The 18,438-nt window shown below is 66.5% G+C and carries 18 protein-coding genes; 11 read left to right on the top strand and 7 right to left on the bottom strand.

What is annotated here, in order from left to right:
- The first annotated feature begins 9 nt into the window (after nucleotides 1-9).
- Complete coding sequence (locus tag H7A12_05915) at nucleotides 10-786, top strand: enoyl-CoA hydratase/isomerase family protein (protein MCP5320350.1); 777 nt, start codon at nucleotides 10-12, stop codon at nucleotides 784-786.
- 46 nt (nucleotides 787-832) lie between these two features.
- Here H7A12_05915 and H7A12_05910 read toward each other — a convergent pair whose 3' ends face one another.
- Genes H7A12_05910 through H7A12_05890 form a run of 5 tightly spaced genes read right to left on the bottom strand, consistent with a single transcriptional unit; the run spans nucleotide 833 to nucleotide 6,282 of the window.
- The gene (locus tag H7A12_05910; protein MCP5320349.1) at nucleotides 833-1,816 is read right to left on the bottom strand and encodes an ATP-binding cassette domain-containing protein; all 984 of its coding nucleotides are present in this window, start codon (nucleotides 1,814-1,816) and stop codon (nucleotides 833-835) included.
- Nucleotides 1,813-2,820: an ABC transporter ATP-binding protein gene (locus H7A12_05905; GenBank protein MCP5320348.1), complete on the bottom strand. Its 1,008-nt coding sequence runs from the start codon at nucleotides 2,818-2,820 to the stop codon at nucleotides 1,813-1,815. The genes H7A12_05910 and H7A12_05905 overlap by 4 nt, the downstream gene beginning before the upstream one ends.
- An 8-nt stretch (nucleotides 2,821-2,828) precedes the next feature.
- Entirely contained in the window at nucleotides 2,829-3,680 is an 852-nt protein-coding gene (locus H7A12_05900) for an ABC transporter permease subunit (GenBank protein ID MCP5320347.1), read from the bottom strand.
- Nucleotides 3,677-4,603 (bottom strand): ABC transporter permease subunit, encoded by a 927-nt coding sequence (locus H7A12_05895; protein MCP5320346.1) that lies wholly within the window; start codon nucleotides 4,601-4,603, stop codon nucleotides 3,677-3,679. Before H7A12_05895 ends, H7A12_05900 begins: the two co-directional genes overlap by 4 nt.
- Nucleotides 4,603-6,282 (bottom strand): peptide ABC transporter substrate-binding protein, encoded by a 1,680-nt coding sequence (locus H7A12_05890; GenBank protein MCP5320345.1) that lies wholly within the window; start codon nucleotides 6,280-6,282, stop codon nucleotides 4,603-4,605. Before H7A12_05890 ends, H7A12_05895 begins: the two co-directional genes overlap by 1 nt.
- Nucleotides 6,283-6,648: 366 nt before the next feature.
- On the opposite strand from H7A12_05890, the gene H7A12_05885 reads away from it, so the two are divergent.
- The 7 genes from H7A12_05885 to H7A12_05855 all read left to right on the top strand — a co-directional run bounded on the left by H7A12_05885 (nucleotide 6,649) and on the right by H7A12_05855 (nucleotide 12,456).
- Complete coding sequence (locus H7A12_05885) at nucleotides 6,649-7,350, top strand: hypothetical protein (protein ID MCP5320344.1); 702 nt, start codon at nucleotides 6,649-6,651, stop codon at nucleotides 7,348-7,350.
- Nucleotides 7,351-7,587: 237 nt separating this feature from the next.
- Entirely contained in the window at nucleotides 7,588-8,361 is a 774-nt protein-coding gene (locus tag H7A12_05880; protein ID MCP5320343.1) for an SDR family oxidoreductase, read from the top strand.
- A 41-nt stretch (nucleotides 8,362-8,402) separates the two neighbouring features.
- The gene (locus tag H7A12_05875) at nucleotides 8,403-8,891 is read left to right on the top strand and encodes a pyridoxamine 5'-phosphate oxidase family protein (protein ID MCP5320342.1); all 489 of its coding nucleotides are present in this window, start codon (nucleotides 8,403-8,405) and stop codon (nucleotides 8,889-8,891) included.
- 238 nt (nucleotides 8,892-9,129) lie between these two features.
- Nucleotides 9,130-9,912 (top strand): enoyl-CoA hydratase/isomerase family protein, encoded by a 783-nt coding sequence (locus H7A12_05870; protein ID MCP5320341.1) that lies wholly within the window; start codon nucleotides 9,130-9,132, stop codon nucleotides 9,910-9,912.
- 21 nt (nucleotides 9,913-9,933) lie between these two features.
- Nucleotides 9,934-10,797, top strand: coding sequence for an SDR family oxidoreductase (locus H7A12_05865; protein ID MCP5320340.1), 864 nt, complete (start codon nucleotides 9,934-9,936; stop codon nucleotides 10,795-10,797).
- Complete coding sequence (locus H7A12_05860) at nucleotides 10,794-11,660, top strand: amidohydrolase family protein (protein ID MCP5320339.1); 867 nt, start codon at nucleotides 10,794-10,796, stop codon at nucleotides 11,658-11,660. Before H7A12_05865 ends, H7A12_05860 begins: the two co-directional genes overlap by 4 nt.
- Before the next feature lie 16 nt (nucleotides 11,661-11,676).
- Complete coding sequence (locus H7A12_05855) at nucleotides 11,677-12,456, top strand: hypothetical protein (GenBank protein ID MCP5320338.1); 780 nt, start codon at nucleotides 11,677-11,679, stop codon at nucleotides 12,454-12,456.
- 391 nt (nucleotides 12,457-12,847) lie between these two features.
- On the opposite strand, the gene H7A12_05850 is transcribed toward H7A12_05855, so the two are convergent.
- A complete protein-coding gene (locus H7A12_05850; protein MCP5320337.1) occupies nucleotides 12,848-14,302 on the bottom strand; it encodes an acetyl-CoA carboxylase carboxyltransferase subunit in 1,455 nt (484 codons plus the stop codon).
- A gap of 74 nt (nucleotides 14,303-14,376) precedes the next feature.
- Complete coding sequence (locus H7A12_05845) at nucleotides 14,377-16,089, bottom strand: acyl--CoA ligase (GenBank protein ID MCP5320336.1); 1,713 nt, start codon at nucleotides 16,087-16,089, stop codon at nucleotides 14,377-14,379.
- Nucleotides 16,090-16,318: 229 nt separating this feature from the next.
- Between H7A12_05845 and H7A12_05840 the strand changes: the two genes are divergently transcribed.
- Genes H7A12_05840 through H7A12_05830 form a run of 3 tightly spaced genes read left to right on the top strand, consistent with a single transcriptional unit; the run spans nucleotide 16,319 to nucleotide 18,438 of the window.
- The gene (locus tag H7A12_05840) at nucleotides 16,319-16,768 is read left to right on the top strand and encodes a nuclear transport factor 2 family protein (protein ID MCP5320335.1); all 450 of its coding nucleotides are present in this window, start codon (nucleotides 16,319-16,321) and stop codon (nucleotides 16,766-16,768) included.
- A 12-nt stretch (nucleotides 16,769-16,780) separates the two neighbouring features.
- Nucleotides 16,781-17,662, top strand: a complete 882-nt coding sequence (locus H7A12_05835) for an LLM class flavin-dependent oxidoreductase (protein ID MCP5320334.1) — start codon at nucleotides 16,781-16,783, stop codon at nucleotides 17,660-17,662.
- Nucleotides 17,663-17,688: 26 nt separating this feature from the next.
- The gene (locus H7A12_05830; GenBank protein ID MCP5320333.1) at nucleotides 17,689-18,438 is read left to right on the top strand and encodes an SDR family oxidoreductase; all 750 of its coding nucleotides are present in this window, start codon (nucleotides 17,689-17,691) and stop codon (nucleotides 18,436-18,438) included.

Here is an 18,438-nt window from a genome sequence, read left to right as displayed (position 1 = left end):
GGAACCGGCATGGAATACGCGACATTGGCAGTGGAACGGCAGGGAGCGGTTGCCCACGTCTGGCTGAACCGCCCCGAGCGGCGCAACGCGCTGAGCGGGCAACTGCTCGAGGACCTGACGGCGGCGTTCACCGCGCTGCAGTGCGATTTCGACACGAAGGTGGTCGTGCTTGGCGGGAAGGGCGCGTCGTTCTGCGCCGGCGCCGATCGCAAGGACCCGCCGGGTGGCCACCTGATGGGTGATACGAAGACCAGCCTGCGCGAGCGGCGCTACATCTCGCAGCTCGGACCGCGTGCGCTGCGCGCCATCAGGGAGCTCGAGGCGGTGACGATTGCACGCTTGCAGGGACATGCGGTGGGCGGCGGGCTCGCGCTGGCACTTGCCTGCGACCTGCGGATCGCCGCCGCAGATACCGTGTTCCACGTTCCCGAAGTCGATCTGGGCGTGCCGCTCGGCTGGGGTGCGGTGCCGCTGCTGGCGGCGGAAGTGGGCGCCTGCCGCGCGAAGGAGCTGATCCTGCTGTGCGAGCAGTTCGACGCGCCGGCGGCCGAGCGCTACGGGATGCTGAACCGGGTGGTGGCACCCGATGCGCTCGATGCGACGGTGAACGACTGGGCGCAACGCATCGCCGCCAAGCCGGGCGGTGCACTGCACATCACCAAGACCCAGTTCCAGGCCTATGCGCACACGGTGCCGCTGGGCGATGCGGGAGCCGCCGACGGCGATCTCACGGCTGCGGCAGGGCGGGAAGCGTTCGCGCTGTTCACGGCCAATCCGAAACGCTGAGGGTCGCCCGCGCTGCGGGCTGCGGCACTTTCCGGATGGGCGCGGTTCAGTCCGCGTCGGCGTAGTGGCAGGCAACCCGTGCGGGGCCGAGTGTGCGCAGCGGTGGCAGCTCGCGTGCACAGCGTTCGGTCGCGATCGGACAGCGCGTGCGAAACACGCAACCCGAGGGCGGTGTGAGCGCCGAGGGCAGCTCGCCTTCGAGCAGCGTGACGCGGCGTGCTCGCGCTGCCTGCGGATCGGGGATCGGAACCGCCTCGAGCAGCGCGCGCGTATACGGATGGCGCGGATGGTCGAACAGTTCATCGCGCGGCGCGATTTCCATGACGCGCCCCAGGTACAGCACCAGCACCTCGTCGCAACTGAAGCGCACCGACGCCAGGTCGTGCGAGATGAACAGCAGCGTGAGGCCGAACTCCCGTTGCAGGTCCTTCAGCAGGTTGCTGATCTGCGACTTGATCGAGACGTCGAGGGCCGAGAGCGGTTCGTCGCAGACCACCAGATCGGGTTCGAGGATCAGTGCCCGCGCGATACCGATACGTTGCGCCTGGCCGCCGGAGAATTCGTGCGGAAAACGCTGCAGGTGTTCGCGCGCCAGGCCAACGCGCTCCATCATCGTCAGTACCGCGGCACGGCGGTCGTGGCGGGTCTGCGTGGGCCGATGCACGCGCAAGGGTTCGCCGATGATCTCCTCGACCGTCATGCGCGGGTCGAGCGAGGCGAGCGGGTCCTGGAAGATCATCTGCAACTGGCGTCGTGCCGCCTGCAGTTCCTTGCCCTGCAAGGCCAGCAGGTCGCGCCCCAGGAAACGCGCCACACCAGCGGCAGCAGGCACCAGGCGCAGCAGCGCCCGCGCGATGCTCGACTTGCCGCTGCCCGATTCGCCCACGATGCCCAGCGTGCGCCCGCGCGCCACGCTGAAGCTCACGTCCTCGACCGCGTGCAGCAGCGCACGCCTGCCGTGGGCATCGCTCACGGGGTAGTGCACCGAGAGGTGTTCGACGTCGAGCACGGGGTCGTTTGCCGTACTCATGCGTGTTCACCCGAGCCCAGACAGATATCGTTGCGGATGCAGGCCTTGCGGTGTCCCGGTACGACTTCCACCAGTGGCGGTACGGCGTGTTCGCAGGCGTCGATGCGGTAGCGGCAACGCGGCGCGAAGGCACAGCCTGGCGGCAGGCTGGCCGGGTTCGGCGGCACGCCGGCGATGCTTGGCAATCGTTCCGGCAACGCCAGGTCGATGCGCGGGATCGAGAGCTTGAGCGCCTCGGTATAGGGGTGGCGGCTGGCGGCGAACAAGGTGTCGGTCGGTGCTTCCTCGACGATGCGCCCGGCGTACATCACCGCGATGCGATCCGCCAGCTCGGCCACGATGCCAAGATCGTGGGTGATCAGCACCACCGCCGTGCCAAGGCGTGTGCGCAACGTGCGCAGCAGCTCCAGGATCTGCGCCTGTACGGTCACGTCGAGCGCCGTGGTCGGCTCGTCGGCGAGCAGGATCTCGGGCTCGCAGGCGAGTGCGATCGCGATCATCACCCGCTGGCGCATGCCGCCCGAGAGCTCGTGCGGGTACTGGCGCAGGCGCTGGCGCGGCTCGCTGATCTGCACCGCATCGAGCAGCTCGGCAGCGCGTGTGCTTGCTGCGCGCCGTGACAGGCCGCGGTGCAGGCGCAGCACCTCGGTGATCTGGGTGCCGACCGTCAGGTAGGGGTTCAGTGCGGTCATCGGGTCCTGGAACACGATGCCGATGCGGTTGCCGCGGATGCGGTTGAGCACGGCGTTGCCGGCGCCAAGCAGCTCCTGGCCACGGTAGCGGATCGAGCCACCGAGGATCGCGCCCGGTGACGAGAGCCCGAGCAGGGCCAGCAAGAGCTGTGACTTGCCGCTGCCGGATTCGCCCACGATACCGATGAATTCGCCTGCGTGAACTGCGAGATCGATACCGCGTACCACGCGCACTTCGCCTTCTGGCGTGTGGTAGTCGACGCGAAGCTGGCTCAGCTCGAGCAGGCAGGGGGAGTCGGCGGCTTCAGGCATGGTGCGTCTCAGCGCTCGCGCGGGTCGAGCGCATCGCGCAGCCCGTCGCCCAGGTAGTTGAAGGCATAGATGATCGCCGCCAGGAACAGCGCCGGCACGATCAGCAGATGCGGGTAGCTCTGCATGTGGCCGGCGCCCTCGGCAACCAGCGAGCCAAGGGAGGTCATCGGCGACTGCACGCCAAGGCCAAGAAAGCTCAGGAACGACTCGAACAGGATCACCGACGGGATGGTCAGCGTCGCGTAGATGATCACGATGCCGATCAGGTTCGGTATCAGGTGGCGCAGGATCATCGCGCCGGTGCCAACGCCCGCGACCCGTGCTGCCTCGACGAACTCGCGGTTCTTCAGCGCGAGCGTCTGGCCGCGCACGATGCGGGCGATGTCGAGCCACGACACCGCGCCGATGGCAATGAAGATGAGCAGCAGGTCGCGGCCGAACAGCACCGTCAGTACGATCACGAACGGAATGAAAGGCACCGAATAGAGGACATCGACGCAGCGCATCATCAGCGCATCGACGCGCCCGCCCAGGTAGCCCGCAGTGGCGCCCCACAGCACGCCGACGACGATGGTGACGAAGCTCGCCGCGATGCCGACCAGCAGCGAAATGCGACATCCCCACAGGGTGCGCACCAGCAGATCGCGCCCGAGCGCGTCGGTGCCAAGCGCGTGCCAGCCGTGCCAGCCGGGCGCGAGCAGGATGTGGTGCCAGTCGGGTGCGTAGTAGTTGTAGGGCGAGAGCAGCGGCAACACCAGCGCCGCCAGCAGGATCAGCAACAGCAGCACCGCGCTCGCCATCGCCGCGCGGTTGCGCTTCAGCCGCCGCCAGGCGTCCTGCCACAGCCCGGAACGATTCATCGCTGCGTCCTCACGCGCGGGTCGAGCAGGGCGTAGCTCAGGTCGACCAGCAGGTTGCAGACGATGATCAGCGCACCATAAAGAATGGTGATGCCCATCACCAGTGTGTAGTCGCGGTTCAGTGCGCCCACGGTGAAGTAGCGCCCGATGCCGGGCAGCGCAAACACCGTCTCGATGATGATCGACCCGGTGATCACGCCGGCAATGGCAGGCCCGAGGAAGGAGACGATCGGCAACAGCGTCGGGCGCAGCGCGTGACGCAGCATGATGGTGTGCAGCGGCAGCCCCTTGGCGCGCGCGGTGCGGATGAAGGGGCTCGCCAGTACCTCGAGCGTGCTGGCGCGCATCAGCCGTGCGATATAGGCCGTGTAGGGCAGGGCGAGTGCCAGCGCCGGCAGCACCAGGTGCGGCAGCGAGCCGCTTACCCAGCCACCCGGCGGCAGCCAGCGCAGCTCGATGGCAAACACCAGGATCAGTATCGGGGCGATCACGAACAGCGGCACCGAGATGCCGACCACGGCGAGTGCCATCAGCGCGTGGTCACGGCGCGAGTTGTGGTACAGCGCCGCGTACAGGCCGATGGCGCTGCCGGCGAGGAGAGCGATCAGCAGCGCGCTCAGACCGATGGTGACGTCGACCGGAAAGCCCTGCGCGATGATTTCGTTCACGGTCGTGCCGCGGTACTGGAATGAGGGTCCGAGGTCACCGTGCGCAAGGTCCGAGAGGTAGCGCAGGTATTGGCGCCACAGCGGTTCGTCGAGGTGATACTTCGCCAGCATCGCCTCGCGGATCTCGGGCAGCATCGGTTTCTCGGAATCGAAGGGGCCGCCGGGCACCGAATGCAGCATCGCGAAGGCCAGGGTCGCGATCACCAGCAGCGTGCCCAGTCCGCCGGGCAGGCGTCGCAGCAGATAGCGCAGCATCAGCGGGCCCCCGCCGTGGTGGTTGCAGACGCAGCCTGATCGTGTTCGAGCAGGTACATGAGCCGCGATGGATTGCGATCGAAGATGTTCGGCGCGTAGCCGCGCAGGTACGACTTGATCAGATGGCGAACCGCGTAGTGGCTGACCGGAATCAGTGCGCCGTCGTCGTTCAGCAACCGCTCGGCCCGTTCATAGGTGCGATAGCGCTCGGCGCGATCGGGCATGGCGGCTGCCGTTGCGAGCAGCGCGTCGAATTCGGGGCGTGAATAGCCGCCGTAGTTCAGGTCGAAACCGGTCTTGTAGAGCTGCAGGAAGGTGTAGGGGTCGGGGTAGTCGCCGATCCACGCGCTGTGAAACAGCATGTTCTGGTGCAGGCGGTTGTTCTGCAACAGCACCTTGAATTCCTGCGTGTGGATGCTGACCTCGGCGCCGAGCACGGTGCGCCACATGGCGCACAGCGCCTCGTAGGACAGCAATGAGGCCGGGTCGCCGCTGGCGGTGGCCAGCTCGACGCGAAGCGGCTTCTGCTCCGAATAGCCTGCCTCGTGATACAGGCGCCGTGCGAGCGCATGGCGATCCCTGGTCGAGAGTTTCGCCCAGTCGGGAATCTGCTGCTGGTAGCCGTCGAGCGGCGGCATCAGCGAGTAGGCCGGGAAGCCGGCGCCGTTCAGCACGTACTTGGCGAGCTTGTCGCGGTCGATGGCGACCGACAGCGCGAGCCGCAGCTTGCGGTTGCCGCGAAACGGTCCTTCCAGGTCGTTGATGCCGATCATGAAGGTGCCGAAGTAGGGCTCGATCACCACCTCGCTGCCGAGCCGCTTGCGCAGCCACGGCAGGTCGGTCGCCTGCACCGCGTCGACGAAATGCACCTGGTCGGCCATGAAGCGCTGGCTCTGCGCGTTGCGGTCCTCGAGGATCAGGTACTCGACGCCCGTCAGCCGCACCCTGGCCGCATCCCAGTAGCCGGGGTTGCGCTCCAGCGCGATGCGGTTGCCGATCACGTTCTCGACCAGTCGGAACGGCCCGTTCGTGACGATGTTGCCGACGCGCGTCCAGGCATCGCCGTGCTGCTCGATCGCCGGACGATACAGCGGGTACATCCAGGCGTTGGTCATCAGGAACGGCAGGTAGGGTGCAGGTTCCGAAAGCTCGACACGCAGCGTGTGCGCATCGACTGCGGTCACGCCGAGATCGCTCACCGGGCGCTTGCCGGTGGCGATCTCGTAGGCGTTCAGGACGGGTGCGACGGCCTGCGCGTAGGAGGCGGCGGTCTTCGGGTCCACGGTGCGACGCCAGCCATAGACGAAGTCCTCGGCCGTCAGCGGCTCGCCGTTCGACCAGCGCGCATCGGCGCGCAGGTGAAAGGTCCAGGTGAGTCCGTCTTCGCTTGTCTCCCAGGAGCCGGCAACGCCTGGCCCCGGCTGCCCGTCGGCGCCAAAGGCGGTGAGCCCTTCGAACAGGTCATCGACCACGCGCTGCGCGGACACGTCGGTGATGAGCGATGGGTCGAGTCCGGTCGGCGCCGAACTCAGGGTACGCACCAGGTGCTGTTCCTTCGCCAGCTTCGTGCCGACTTCGACCGGCGCCGCGGCGGGCCCGGTCCCTTGCGGTTCACTCCCGCCGCAGGCGCCAAGCAGCAGTGTGCCGGCCAGCAACAGGACCGTCAGGCACTGCCTCACGCCGGATTTCCGCCTGCCTTTCTCACGCCGGGCTTCCGCCTGTCTTTCTCACGTCGGGCTTCCGCCTGTCCTTGCGGTGAAGTCGTGCACGCGGATGCCGGTTGCCTGGGTGCTCACGTCGTCGGTTTTTCCTGTCTGTGCTCGTCTGCCGGTTGCGGTCGCGCGCAGTGTAGCCGAGGGCATTGCGAGTTTTCATCTGGACCGCGAACAGCCTCCACAGCCAAATTGAAATCCATGTACGGGCGAGCGGCCGCTCGCCCCTACGATATGCCGTAGGGGCGACCGGCGGTCGCCCGTGCCGGCGGTCGCCCGTGCCGGCGGTCGCCCGTGCCGGCGCTCGCCCTCATCATCAAGAGGAATTCAAGGATGAATTTCGAGCCGAAAACACGCCAGCGCCGCTCCACCCGACTGCGCAACTACGATTATTCGCAACCCGGCGCGTATTTCCTGACTCTCTGCGTGTGGGATCGGGGATCCCTGTTCGGCGAAATCGTCGACGGAGCCATGCGCCCGAATGCGATCGGGCACATCGTCGCTGAGGAATGGGTCCGAACCGCCACCATCCGCTCGGAAATCGAACTGGACGCATGGGTCGTCATGCCGAATCACCTGCACGGCATCCTGGTCATATCCGATCCCGGGATGTCGGTAAATATCCGTACGGGGTCGTCGCAGCACATCGTAGGGGCGACCGGGGGTCGCCCTTCGCAATGTACGGGCGAGCCACTGAAATGTACGGGCGAGCCACTGAAATGTACGGGCGAGCCACTGAAATGTACGGGCGAGCCACTGAAATGTACGGGCGAGCGGCCGCTCGCCCCTACGCACCGATCGCCAGTTGCCGCATCGATGCGCCCGCGATCCCTCGGCGCCGCGGTCGCCGGCTTCAAGTCCGCCTCCACCCGACGCATCAACGAATGGAGGAGAACACCGGGCGAAAAGGTGTGGCTTCGCAACTACTGGGAACGCGTCATCCGCGACGACGCGGAACGTTGGCATATCCAGGAATACATCCGCAGCAATCCCGCCCGCTGGCTCCAGGACAAATTGAACCCATCGGCCCCGTAGGGGCGACCGGCGGTCGCCCTTCGCAATGTACGGGCGAGCCACTGAAATGTACGGGCGAGCGGCCGCTCGCCCCTACGGTGGCGCCGGGATATATGCTGTAGGGGCGACCGGCGGTCGCCCTTCGCAATGTACGGGCGAGCGGCCGCTCGCCCCTACGGGTGGCCGCTCGCCCCTGGGGGCGGTCGTCCGTACAATGCGGCTTGCCGGTGTCCACAAATGCAAAAAAGGAAAGCAGCCATGAGCAGTGCCAAAAGAACCATTCTCGTGACGGGTGCCGCATCCGGCATCTGCAAGGCAACGGCCGAACGCTTGCGCGGCCAGGGGCATCGGGTGATCGGTGCTGACCTGAACGGTGCCGACATCGAGGCGGATCTGGGTACCGCCGCAGGACGTTCCCACATGATCGAGCGAGCACGCGAACTCGCGCCGCATGGCCTGGACGCCGTGCTCGCAGGGGCAGGCATCGGCAATCCGGCGATGCCGCGCGAGATCGTCACGGTGAACTATTTCGGCGCCCTGGCGACGCTCGAAGGTCTGCAACCGCTGCTTGCACGCGGACACAAGCCGCGCGCCGTGCTGATCGCATCGACCGCGGCGTTCCTGCCGGTCGACGACGAGCTGGTGGAGCTGTGCCTGGCCGGGGACGAAGCTGCTGCCGTGGCACGGGCCGTTGCAAATCCCGAGCGGGCGTACCCGACTTCCAAGCACGCGATTGCGCGCTGGCTGCGCACGGCGTGCATCCAGCCACAGTGGGCCGGGGCCGGAATCCTGTTGAACGCGGTTGGCCCGGGTGTGATCGAAACTCCGATGACCGGCGACATGCTGCGCGACCCGCACTGGGCGGAAACGATCCGGCAAATGAATCCGCGTGCAGTGAGGGAGTTCGGGAAGGCGGAAGAAGTTGCCGAACTGCTCGACTTCCTGCTGAACTTCGAGGGCAGTCAGTTGCTCGGGCAGATCATCTATATCGACGGCGGCAACGATGCGGTGGTGCGCGGCGAGCTGGTGTGAGCATCGGGTAGCGGTCACAGAGCAGACGGGAGCGGCAGGCGATGAGGATCAATGGAAGTTACGCACTGAGTGAAGACGAGGTCGAAGCGTTCCTGCACGCAGCGAAAATCATCCGCGTGGCAACGCACGGACCGGGGGAACGCATCAACCTGGCGCCGCTGTGGTTCTGCTGGGCGGGTGGCAAGGTCTACGCGTTCACGCGCGGGCAGAAGGTGGAAAACCTGCGTCGCAACCCGCGCTGCACGATGACGGTCGATCGCAACGAGCGCTATCCGGAACTGCAGGGCGTGATGCTGGAAGGCAGCGCGCGGGTGCTGGAAGATGCAGCTGCCGAGGCCGCAGACGAGCATCTCGACGCGATGGTGCGCGATGCGATGGGTCTGAAATACGCGAAGGACGGTTTCGGCAGTGGCGGCAGCACGCGCAACCAGAGCACCGCGATGGGCAGGAACTGGCGCTGGATCGTGTTCACACCGGAACGTGGTTTCAGTTGGGACAACATGCGATTGCCGCAGCGTCCGCGCCCGTAGGGGCGATCCGCGCTCGCCCTGCGGGCATATGGCATATGGGCGAGCGCGGCTCGCCCGTACGGGTTGGGGTGCATTTGGCGATGGGACGGGCGCGGGGGCCTGCGGGCGAGCGCGGCTCGCCCCTACGGGTGGGGATGCATTTGGCGATGGGACGGGCGCGGGGGCCTGCGGGCGAGCGCGGCTCGCCCGTACGGGCGATCGGCGATCGCCCTTCAAGGCAGATAGACGAGGCACAATGATGACCTACCAGACGATCCTGACCGAGCAGCGCGGGCGCGTGGCGATCGTGACCCTGAACCGTCCCGAGCGGTTGAACGCACTCAGCATGCAACTGGTGCACGAACTCTACGACGCCTTCGAGCGTTGCAACCAGGACAGCAGCGTCGGCGCGATCGTGCTGACCGGGCAGGGGCGTGCCTTCTGCGCCGGGCTCGACGTGCAGGACTGGGAAAATCCCGAGTCGCCGCCGAACGGCGAACCGATGAACTACCGCTCGCAGTTGCGCTGGCTCGAGATGATGCGCGAGTCGAAGCCCGTAGTGGTCGCCGTGAACGGGCTTGCAGTCGGCGGGGGCGTCACGCTGATCCTCTCCTGCGATATCCGCATCGCGTCGGAGCGTGCGCAGTTCGAGGAGCGTCATGTGCGCATGGGGCTGATGCCGGACATGGGCAGCAGTCGGCTGCTGGTGCAGACGGTCGGGCTCGCGCAGGCGTTGCGCCTGCAGCTCACCGCGCGGCGTATCGACGCGCGCGAGGCCGAGCGCATCGGGCTGGTCACCGATGTGGTGGCTCACGAGCAGTTGCTCGACGCAGCCATTGCGATCGCAACCGAGGTCGCTGCGCATCCGGTGTCCTCGTTGCTCGCAACCAAACAACTGGTGTGGGACAACATGTGCGAGTCCGACGGCAGCCAGGTGGTGTGGCGTGAGGCCGAAGTGGAAGAGCGGCTGATGAAGGGTCCCGATTTCGCCGAGGCGACGCGTGCGTTCATCGAAAAACGTGCGCCGCGGTTCAATGGCTGATCAGGCAGCAGGATGCAGCACGTGAGCGAGTGGAGCATTGCTGGCAAGACGGTGCTGGTGACCGGCGCGACGAGCGGTGTCGGGCTGGCTGCTGCGGTGGAGCTTGCCCGCCGCGGTGCCGACGTGGTGCTGTGCGCACGCAACGCCGAACGCGGACGCGACGCACTCGTCGCACTACGCCGGGTCGCTGCGGCCGGTCGCCACGAATTCCTGCTCGCAGATTTCACTTCGATGGATGCGGTGCGCGCTGCGGCCGATGCGTTGGTGGCGAGCGGGCGGCCGCTGCACGTGCTGCTGAACAATGCCGGCGTGATGAACGCGCAGCGGCGCCTCACCCGGGACGGTTTCGAGGAGATGTTCGCGGTCAACCATCTGGCGCACTACCTGCTGACACGGCGTGTGCTGGAACGGCTGCGCGAGTCGGCACCGGCGCGTATCGTGCACGTTGCCTCCAATGCGCACCACTTCTGCAAGGCGATGCGCTGGGACGATCTGCGCCTCGATCAGGAATTTTCGGCTTTTCCCGCCTACGGGCACTCGAAGCTCGCGAACATCCTGTTCTCGGACGAACTCGCACGCCGGCTGCAGGGCAGCGCGATCAGCTCGAATGCACTGCATCCGGGGGGAGTTGCCAGCGGCATCGGCAAGAACAACGGACGCGTTGCGCGCATCGCGACCGCGATCGCGAAACCATTCATGCGCTCCCCGCAGAAGGGTGCCGATACGGCGGTATGGCTGGCCTGTGAGGCGGATGCCGGAATCAATGGCGGCTACTTCATCGACCGCAGGTCGGTGGAGCCGCGGCCGTGGGCCCGCGATGCCGATGCTGCGCGCAAACTCTGGGAAGTGAGCGAACAACTGTTGACGAGGTGGATCGGGTCATGAGCATGCCGGGTGGAATCGGAATCATCGACCTGATGCTGAACATTCCCGGAGAACACAGCAGCACGTGGTACGACTTCATGCGTCCGCTGCTGCTCGATACGGAGAGCCGCGAACAGTTTCGCATGCCGGCGCAGTACATGTTCAAGGACGTGCCGCGCATCGAAGGCAAGGAAGATTACGTTGCGTGGACGGTTGCCGAGATGGATCGTTACGGCATCGAACGCGCGATGCTCGGCATCGACGACGACAACGCGGCCACGAAGGAGGCGTTGCGGCGTTTTCCGCAGCGTTTCTTCGGCTCGTACGAGGCGAATCCGAATTTCGGTATGGACGAGGTGCGCAAGATCCGCCGCCTGAAGCACGAGTACGACATCAAGGCCGTGACGGCGTTTCCATCCGGGCTGTGCCCGCAGGTGCCAGTCAACGACAAGAAGTGGTATCCGATCTACGCCGCGCTGGTCGATCTCGACCTGCCGTTCTGTCCGTGCATGGGCGTACCGGGGCCGCGACTGCCGATGGACCCGCAACGTGTGGAACTGCTCGACGAGGTGTGCTGGTTCTTTCCTGAGCTGAAGATCGTGACCCGCCACGGCTGCGAACCGTGGACCGGGCTTGCGGTCAAGCTGATGCTGAAATACCCGAACCTGCACTACATGACGAGTGCATTCGCGCCCCGTCACTACCCGCGCGACATCATCGAGTTCGCGAACACGCGCGGTGCGCGCAAGATTCTCTACGCGGGGTACTTCCCGATGGGTCTTTCGCTGGAGCGCATCTTCGGCGACCTGCCGTCGGTGCCGTTTCGCGACGAGGTGTGGCCGCTGTTCCTGCGCGAGAACGCGATCCGCGTGTTCAAACTGTGAGGGGGGGGGTGACTGCGTGCGCTACGTGAGCGTGGACGAAGGAAGACGTGCCGACGGGCTGCGTCTGGTGCTGAGCAAGGGCCTGCCGGGTCCGTGGGGCGTGGCAGCCAAGGCGATCGTCGATATCAAGCGTCTGGATTATCTGGCAGTCGCACAGGAAGTCGGCGCGGAGAACGCCGAACTGCGTGGCTGGACCGGACAGGTTTCGGCGCCGGTGCTGGCGTGGAACGATGAGCCGCCGTGCACCGACTCGCTGGAAATCCTGTTTCTCGCCGAACGCCTGGCGCCGTCGCCACGGCTGATTCCCGCAGACGTGGCCGAGCGCGTGCGCATGTTCGGGATCGCCCGCGAAATCATCGGCAGGCAAGGGCTAGGCTGGGAGCGTCGCGTGATGTTGCTGGCGCCTATCGTGCAGGCCGGCCAGGCTGACCCCGGTGCGCAGGCGATGGCAAGGCGTTACGGTTGTGTCGAGGCATCGGCCGAGCGGGCCAGCGCGGAAGTGGTACGCATCGTGTCGTTCCTCGCGCGCGAACTGCGAGCACAACTCGCGCGCGGCAGCCGCTATTTGGTTGGCGATGCGTTGAGCGCGGCGGATCTGTACTGGGCGGCGTTTTCGCTGATGCTGCAACCTTTGCCCGACTCCGAGTGCCCGATGCCGGAGTACATGCGCCACGCGTATTCCGCAACGAATCCGGAGATGGCAGGGGCGCTGCAACCGGAGCTGCTCGCACACCGCGATTTCGTGTTCCGCGAACACATCGGGCTGCCGGTGGATTTTCGGGCCACGTCGGGTTGAAACCCGACCTACGCCGTGGGTCGGCATTCATGCCGACGCGAATGTCGGGTTGAAACCCGACCTACGGTTCGCGCATTAGACGTGGGTCGGCATTCATGCCGACGCGAATGTCGGATTGAAATCCGACCTACGGTTTGCGGATCCGCCGTGGGTCGGCATTCATGCCGACGCGAATGTCGGGTTGAAACCCGACCTACGGTTTGCGGATCCGCCGTGGGTCGGCATTCATGCCGACACGAATGTCGGGTTGAAACCCGACCTACGGTTCGCGGATCCGCCGTGGGTCGGCATTCATGCCGACGCGAATGTCGGGTTGAAACCCGACCCACGGTTTGCGGATCCGCCGTGGGTCGGCATGCATGCCGACGCCAATGTCGGGTTGAAATCCGACCTACGGCCAGATGCCTCCGTGGCTGGCGGGCGATGGCGCTTGCGCACGGCGTGCCAGCGCGGTGCGCAAGCCCGCGAGCAGCGCGTTGCGCAACTCGCGCGGGTCGATGATCTCGTCGTAGGCCAGCGTATCGCCGGCGCTCCACGCCCCGCTCGACTGCGCCTCGCGCATGCGCCGGCTCGCCTCGGCGTCCATTCCGGCTGCCTCGGCACCGCCTGCCGCAGGCAGGCCCCCGAGCGAAATCCCGGGGAACGCCAGGCTCAGCGTCTGGTTGTCGAACGGGTTCATCGCCATGATCGAACTGCCGAAGCCGTAGGCCTTGCGCAGCGTCACGTGCAGCTTCGGCGTGCGCAGCCGCGACTGCGCCATGAACATGCGTGCGGCAGCGCGCAGCGTGCCGACGGCTTCCGCCTTGCTGCCCGAGAGTATTCCGGGATTGTCGGCGAGGAAGATCACCGGCAGGTTGAACGCGTCGGCGATCTGCAGGAAGCGTGCGGCCTTGTCGGCTGCGTCGCGGTCGATCGAACCAGCGAGGAAGGTCGGCTGGTTGGCAACCACCGCCACCGTCTCGCCGCCCAGGCGCCCGAGTACGGTGAGCAGCGAGCGCCCGAACTGGGGCTGCACTTCGAGCGTTTCGCCGTCGTCGAGCAGCAGGCGGAGCACGGCACGCATGTCGTAGGGTTTCTGCGCATCGCGTGGCATCAGGCGCAGGATCGCGTCCAGTCGCCGCTCGCCGCCGTCATCGCCTGCGCGCGACGGCGCCCACTGCCACGCACTCGAGGGCATGAGCGCGAGCCAGGAGCGGATCAGCGCGAAAGCCTCGCGTTCGTCGGCGACCACGTTGTGCGCCACACCGCTGCGTGCGGCGTGCAGGCGTGCGCCTCCCAGGTCCTCCTTGGAGACCGTCTCGCCGGTTGCGGCAGCGACCAGGGCGGGGCCGGCGGCGAACAGCGTCGCCTTCTCGAGCATGATCACCAGATCACTGAGCAGTGCGGTGATCGCACCGTGTCCTGCCGAGGAGCCGGTCACGACAGCGATCGTCGGCACCTGCCCCGACAGGCGCGCGAGTTCCTGCATGTCGTTCGGTGCATACGGATGGCGCGCCAGCGCATTGCTGGCACGCTCGCCGGCGCCGTCGAGCAGCATCACCAGCGGTACGCGTTCCTGCAGCGCGATACGCGCGAAACGCAGCCGCTTGGCGTGCGTCGCGAAGCCGATCGATCCGCCCTGAACGGTGAAATCCTCCGCGCCGACGACGACGGGACGCCCGTCGATGCGCGCGAGTCCACCAACCAGTGCGTCTGCAGGTGCAGCCGGCAGGCCGCCGTGTTCCATGCCACCGGCCAGCGTACCGAGTTCGACGAAACTGTCTGCGTCGCACAGCGCGGCGAGCTGCTCACGTGCGTTCAGCCGGCCCGCCGCCGCGAGCTTCGCCAGCCGCGCCTCGCCGCCCATCGCGCGCGCGGTGGCGAGCCGGGAGTCGAATTCCGCAAGCAGCGGCTGCCAGTCGGGCGGAACGTCGTGATCCATCAGAGCTTGCCGTGCGCGGCCAGGAATGCCTGTCGTACGTCCTTCTTCAGCACCTTGTGGGTGGCGTTGCGCGGCAGCGGCTCGTCGGTGATCTCGATGTAGCGCGGCACCTTGAACCCGGCGAGGCGGGCAGCAAGGAAACTGCGCACCTGCGCGGCGTCGAGCGAGCCGGGCTCCTTCAGGCGTACGACCAGCGCGAGCTCTTCGCCCATCTGTTCGTCCGGGACGCCGAAGCCGACCGTCTCGAGGACCTCGGGTGCGTCCATCAGCGTCTTCTCGATCTCCAGCGGGTAGATGTTCTCGCCGCCGCGGATCAGCATGTCCTTCGCGCGATCGGTCAGGTACAGGTAGCCGTCGGCACTGAGATAGCCGATGTCACCGCTGTTGAACCAGCCGTCGCGAAATTCCTTGGCGGTGGCATCCGGACGGTTCCAGTAGCCGTTGGCCAGGCACACGCTGCGCATCCAGATGATGCCCGGCTCTCCGGGAGGCAGTTCCGCCCCTTCCTCGTCGCGGAACGACAGATCGATGATCGGCTGCACGTAGCCGGCACTCGAGACGTGCTCGTGGAAGGCCGCACCGCCGAAGGAGCTGCCCAGACCGTTGGTTTCCGTCAGGCCCCAGCCGGTTCCCGGCATCGCGTCCTTGATGCGGCGCGCCATCAGCAGCCCGATCTTGGCTGGCGTGGCAGCACCACCGGCACCCACCGCGAACAGGCTGCTCATGTCGTGGTGCTCGAAGTTCGGTGATTCGAGCAGGTCCATCAGCATCGAAGGCGCGGCGGTGAAGGTCGTCAGGCGCTCCTGCTCGATCAGTTGCAAGGCCTGGTCCACGTCCCATTTGTACATGATCACGATGCGTCGTCCGGCGCGCAGCGAGGTCATGAACACGGCGTAGCAGCCGCTGACGTGGAACAGCGGCACGGCAAGCAGACTGCTCGGCTCGAAGCCCCTGGCCATCATCGCGGCGATCACCTCCTGGTTCGCCATGCCCTGCGCTGCGGCAGAACATTCGAAGCAGGTGATCGTCTGGCAGACCGCACGATGCGTCGATGCCGCGCCCTTCGGGTTGCCGGTGGTTCCCGAGGTGTATGCGATCACCGCGAGGTCGTCGGGGGAGATGTCTACATCGGGCAGCGGCGCGTTTTCGGCACCCTCGATGTAGTCCTCGAAGTGCAGCGATCCTGCAGGCAACGGCTGGGCCCCGGCCAATGCCACGATCAGCGTCAGCCCGAGCGCCTCGGCCCGCTCTGCCACGTAATCGTGGCGCTGGCGATCGCAGAACACGACCTTCGCTCCGGCATCGACCAGCGCGAACTCGAGTTCGGGCCCGCGCCCCCAGCTGTTCAGTGGCACCACCACGGCCCCGGCGCTGGTGATGCCGATATAGGCCGCCATCCATTGCGGGCAGTTGCGCATCGCGATCGCAACGCGGTCGCCCTTGCGCACGCCGTTGCGGTGCACGAGCCGGTGGGCGATCGCGTTCGCGGTGCCCAGCACGCGTGCGAAGCTCCAGCGTTCGCCCTCGTAGACCACGAATTCCTTGTCGCCATGGGCGTAGGTCGGAGCGTAGAGCTCGCGCAGCGTGCGCGGTGCGTTGCGAAAGACGCGCAGCGGCTGTCCGTTGATCGTCTCGGTGACGAGTTCGAACGGTGCTCCCGGCCCGGTGAGCTGTGCATAACAGGTGTCGACTTTGTGCTTGTAAGGATCCACCTTTGCCTCCATAGCGGTGCGGTTCGGCCGGCATTATATGCAGGCCGCAGCAAATCCAGACAGGGCCGGCATGACGATGCGGCAAGATTCGCCGGAGCACGGCGTCCGTACCGTTTTCTGCGTCCGAGTGTCTGTGTGCCCGAGTCCGCGTCCGAGTCTGGCAGGCGCACCGCCGGGCGTGCGATGATCCCGCTCCCGCGGCGACCCGACAGGAGCATCATCGATGGCCATGGACATCCGGGAAATTTCCGACCGGCTCGAGATCAACAATCTGCTGATCGACTATTGCAGCGCGGTCGACGCGAAGGATTTCGACCAGTTCGACCACCTCTTCACGCCGGACGCCCTGATCGACTACACCGCGCTTGGCGGAGCGCGCGGCTCGGTTGCCGAGATCAAGGACTACCTGAAGCGCGTGATGCCGTATTTCCCGGCCACCCAGCACATGATTGCGAACAGCCGCGTATGGATCGACGGCGATACTGCCCACGCCCGCACCATGTGCCATAACCCGATGGAGATCCCGTTGCCGGCGGGCGGTACCCAGATCGCGTTCTACGGACTGTGGTACGTCGATCGCCTGGCGCGCACCGCGCAGGGCTGGCGCATCGCCGAGCGTGTCGAGGAGCGCGGCTACGCCTACAACGTGCCGGCGCACTTCATACCGTCGGACAAATAGGCGAACCGGGGCGTGTCGATGCGTTTCACGCTGGCAGCAGGCTCCTGCGCTGCGTCCTGGTATGTGCCGTTGGCGCGTGCCGCCGAGGCGGCTGGCTGGGACGCAGTCTGCGTGCCCGACGAGCTGTTCCACCACCGCAGGACCTCGGCTCCGTATCCGTACACCGCGGACGGCAGTCTGCCGTGGGGACCGGAGACACCGTTTCTCGACCCCTGGGCACTGATCGCGACGATGGCTGGCGCCACCGAGCGGATCGGATTCTATCCGTCGGTGCTGAAGCTCGCGGTACGTGACCCGCTGCTGGTCGCCAAGCAGTTGAGTTCCTGCGCGGTGCTGTCGGGCGAGCGCGTGGCGCTGGGTGTGGGCCTCAGCCCGACACCGGAGGACTTCGAGGTGCTGGGGCGCGAGTGGACGCGTCGCGGCCCGCGCACGGCGGAGATGATCGAGATCATCCGCGGCCTGCTCGCCGGCGGGATGTACGAGTATCACGGACACTTCCACGATTTTCCGCCGCTGCAGATCGCGCCCGTGCCTGCGCGTCCGGTACCGATCTATATCGGTGGCTTCGCCGAGCCGGTGCTGCGTCGCGTGGCGCGCCTGGGTGACGGCTACATCGGCTGGGAAAACCCGCTCTGCGATTTCGCGCAGCTCGCTGCATCGATCCGGCGCGTCGAGGGTTATCGCGGCGACTACGGTCGCCGCAGCGGGGATTTCGAATACAAGTTCATGCCGCGTGCGGCCGACGCCGATACCTGCGCTCAGCTCGCCGACATCGGTGTCACCGACATGATCTGTGCACCGTGGCTCGCAGCGCACGGCCCGGCGGCCGGGCTTGCCACACGACTCGATGCGATCGCACGCTTCGCCGATGCAGTGATCGCGCCCGCACGCTGAATCACACGGCAAGGGAGACAAACGATATGCGCAGGTTCGAAGGCAAGGCAGCGATGGTGACCGGAGCGGGCTCAGGCATAGGGCGCGCCACCGCGCGCCGGTTGGCAGCCGAGGGGGCGTGCGTCTCGATAAGCGACATCAATGCAGCCGGTCTGGCGGAGACGATGGCGCTGCTCGAAGGTAGCGGACACCATTCACAACTGCTCGACGTCCGGCAGTCGGCTGCATGCAACGCGGCAGTCGAAGCGGCCGTCGCGGCACTCGGCAAGCTCGACATACTGTGCAACGTCGCGGGCATCGCGGGGCTGTATCGCCTCGACGAGGTCAGCGACGAGGTATGGGAGCGGATGATCGGGATCAATCTCTCCGGGCCTTTCTACCTGTCGCGTGCGGCAATGCCGCACCTGCTGCGCACACGCGGCAACATCGTGAACATCGCCTCGACGGCGGCGCTGGTGGGGCAGGTGTGCAACACGCCGTATTGCGCCAGCAAAGGTGGTCTGAACCTGCTCACGAAGGCGCTTGCGGTCGAGTTCGCGAAGCAGGGCGTGCGCGTCAACGCGGTCTGTCCGGGTGGAGTCAGCACGCCGCTGACGCACCATGTGCGCATACCGCAGGACGTCGACGGCGAGCTGTTCGGACGACTGTCCTCGCTGGTGCAGCCGATGGGCGAGCCGGAGGAGATCGCGGCTGCGGTCGCCTACCTCGCCTGCGACGAGGCGCGCTTCGTGACCGGCGAGTCGCTGACCATCGACGGCGGACAGACGGTGAGCTGA

It is taken from the genome of Pseudomonadales bacterium (assembly GCA_024234165.1).
Classification (GTDB): domain Bacteria; phylum Pseudomonadota; class Gammaproteobacteria; order Pseudomonadales; family UBA5518; genus UBA5518.
The sequence above is the reverse complement of the archived record's forward strand: the minus strand, read 5'-3'. Positions and strand labels throughout refer to the sequence as shown.

Coding starts and splice junctions, on each gene's coding strand:
- H7A12_05915 (MCP5320350.1), top strand. CDS start 10: ATGGAATACGCGACATTGGCAGTGGAACGGCAGGGAGCGGTTGCCCAC.
- H7A12_05910 (MCP5320349.1), bottom strand. CDS start 1,816: ATGAGTACGGCAAACGACCCCGTGCTCGACGTCGAACACCTCTCGGTG.
- H7A12_05905 (MCP5320348.1), bottom strand. CDS start 2,820: ATGCCTGAAGCCGCCGACTCCCCCTGCCTGCTCGAGCTGAGCCAGCTT.
- H7A12_05900 (MCP5320347.1), bottom strand. CDS start 3,680: ATGAATCGTTCCGGGCTGTGGCAGGACGCCTGGCGGCGGCTGAAGCGC.
- H7A12_05895 (MCP5320346.1), bottom strand. CDS start 4,603: ATGCTGCGCTATCTGCTGCGACGCCTGCCCGGCGGACTGGGCACGCTG.
- H7A12_05885 (MCP5320344.1), top strand. CDS start 6,649: ATGAATTTCGAGCCGAAAACACGCCAGCGCCGCTCCACCCGACTGCGC.
- H7A12_05880 (MCP5320343.1), top strand. CDS start 7,588: ATGAGCAGTGCCAAAAGAACCATTCTCGTGACGGGTGCCGCATCCGGC.
- H7A12_05875 (MCP5320342.1), top strand. CDS start 8,403: ATGAGGATCAATGGAAGTTACGCACTGAGTGAAGACGAGGTCGAAGCG.
- H7A12_05870 (MCP5320341.1), top strand. CDS start 9,130: ATGACCTACCAGACGATCCTGACCGAGCAGCGCGGGCGCGTGGCGATC.
- H7A12_05860 (MCP5320339.1), top strand. CDS start 10,794: ATGAGCATGCCGGGTGGAATCGGAATCATCGACCTGATGCTGAACATT.
- H7A12_05850 (MCP5320337.1), bottom strand. CDS start 14,302: ATGGGCGGCGAGGCGCGGCTGGCGAAGCTCGCGGCGGCGGGCCGGCTG.
- H7A12_05840 (MCP5320335.1), top strand. CDS start 16,319: ATGGACATCCGGGAAATTTCCGACCGGCTCGAGATCAACAATCTGCTG.
- H7A12_05830 (MCP5320333.1), top strand. CDS start 17,689: ATGCGCAGGTTCGAAGGCAAGGCAGCGATGGTGACCGGAGCGGGCTCA.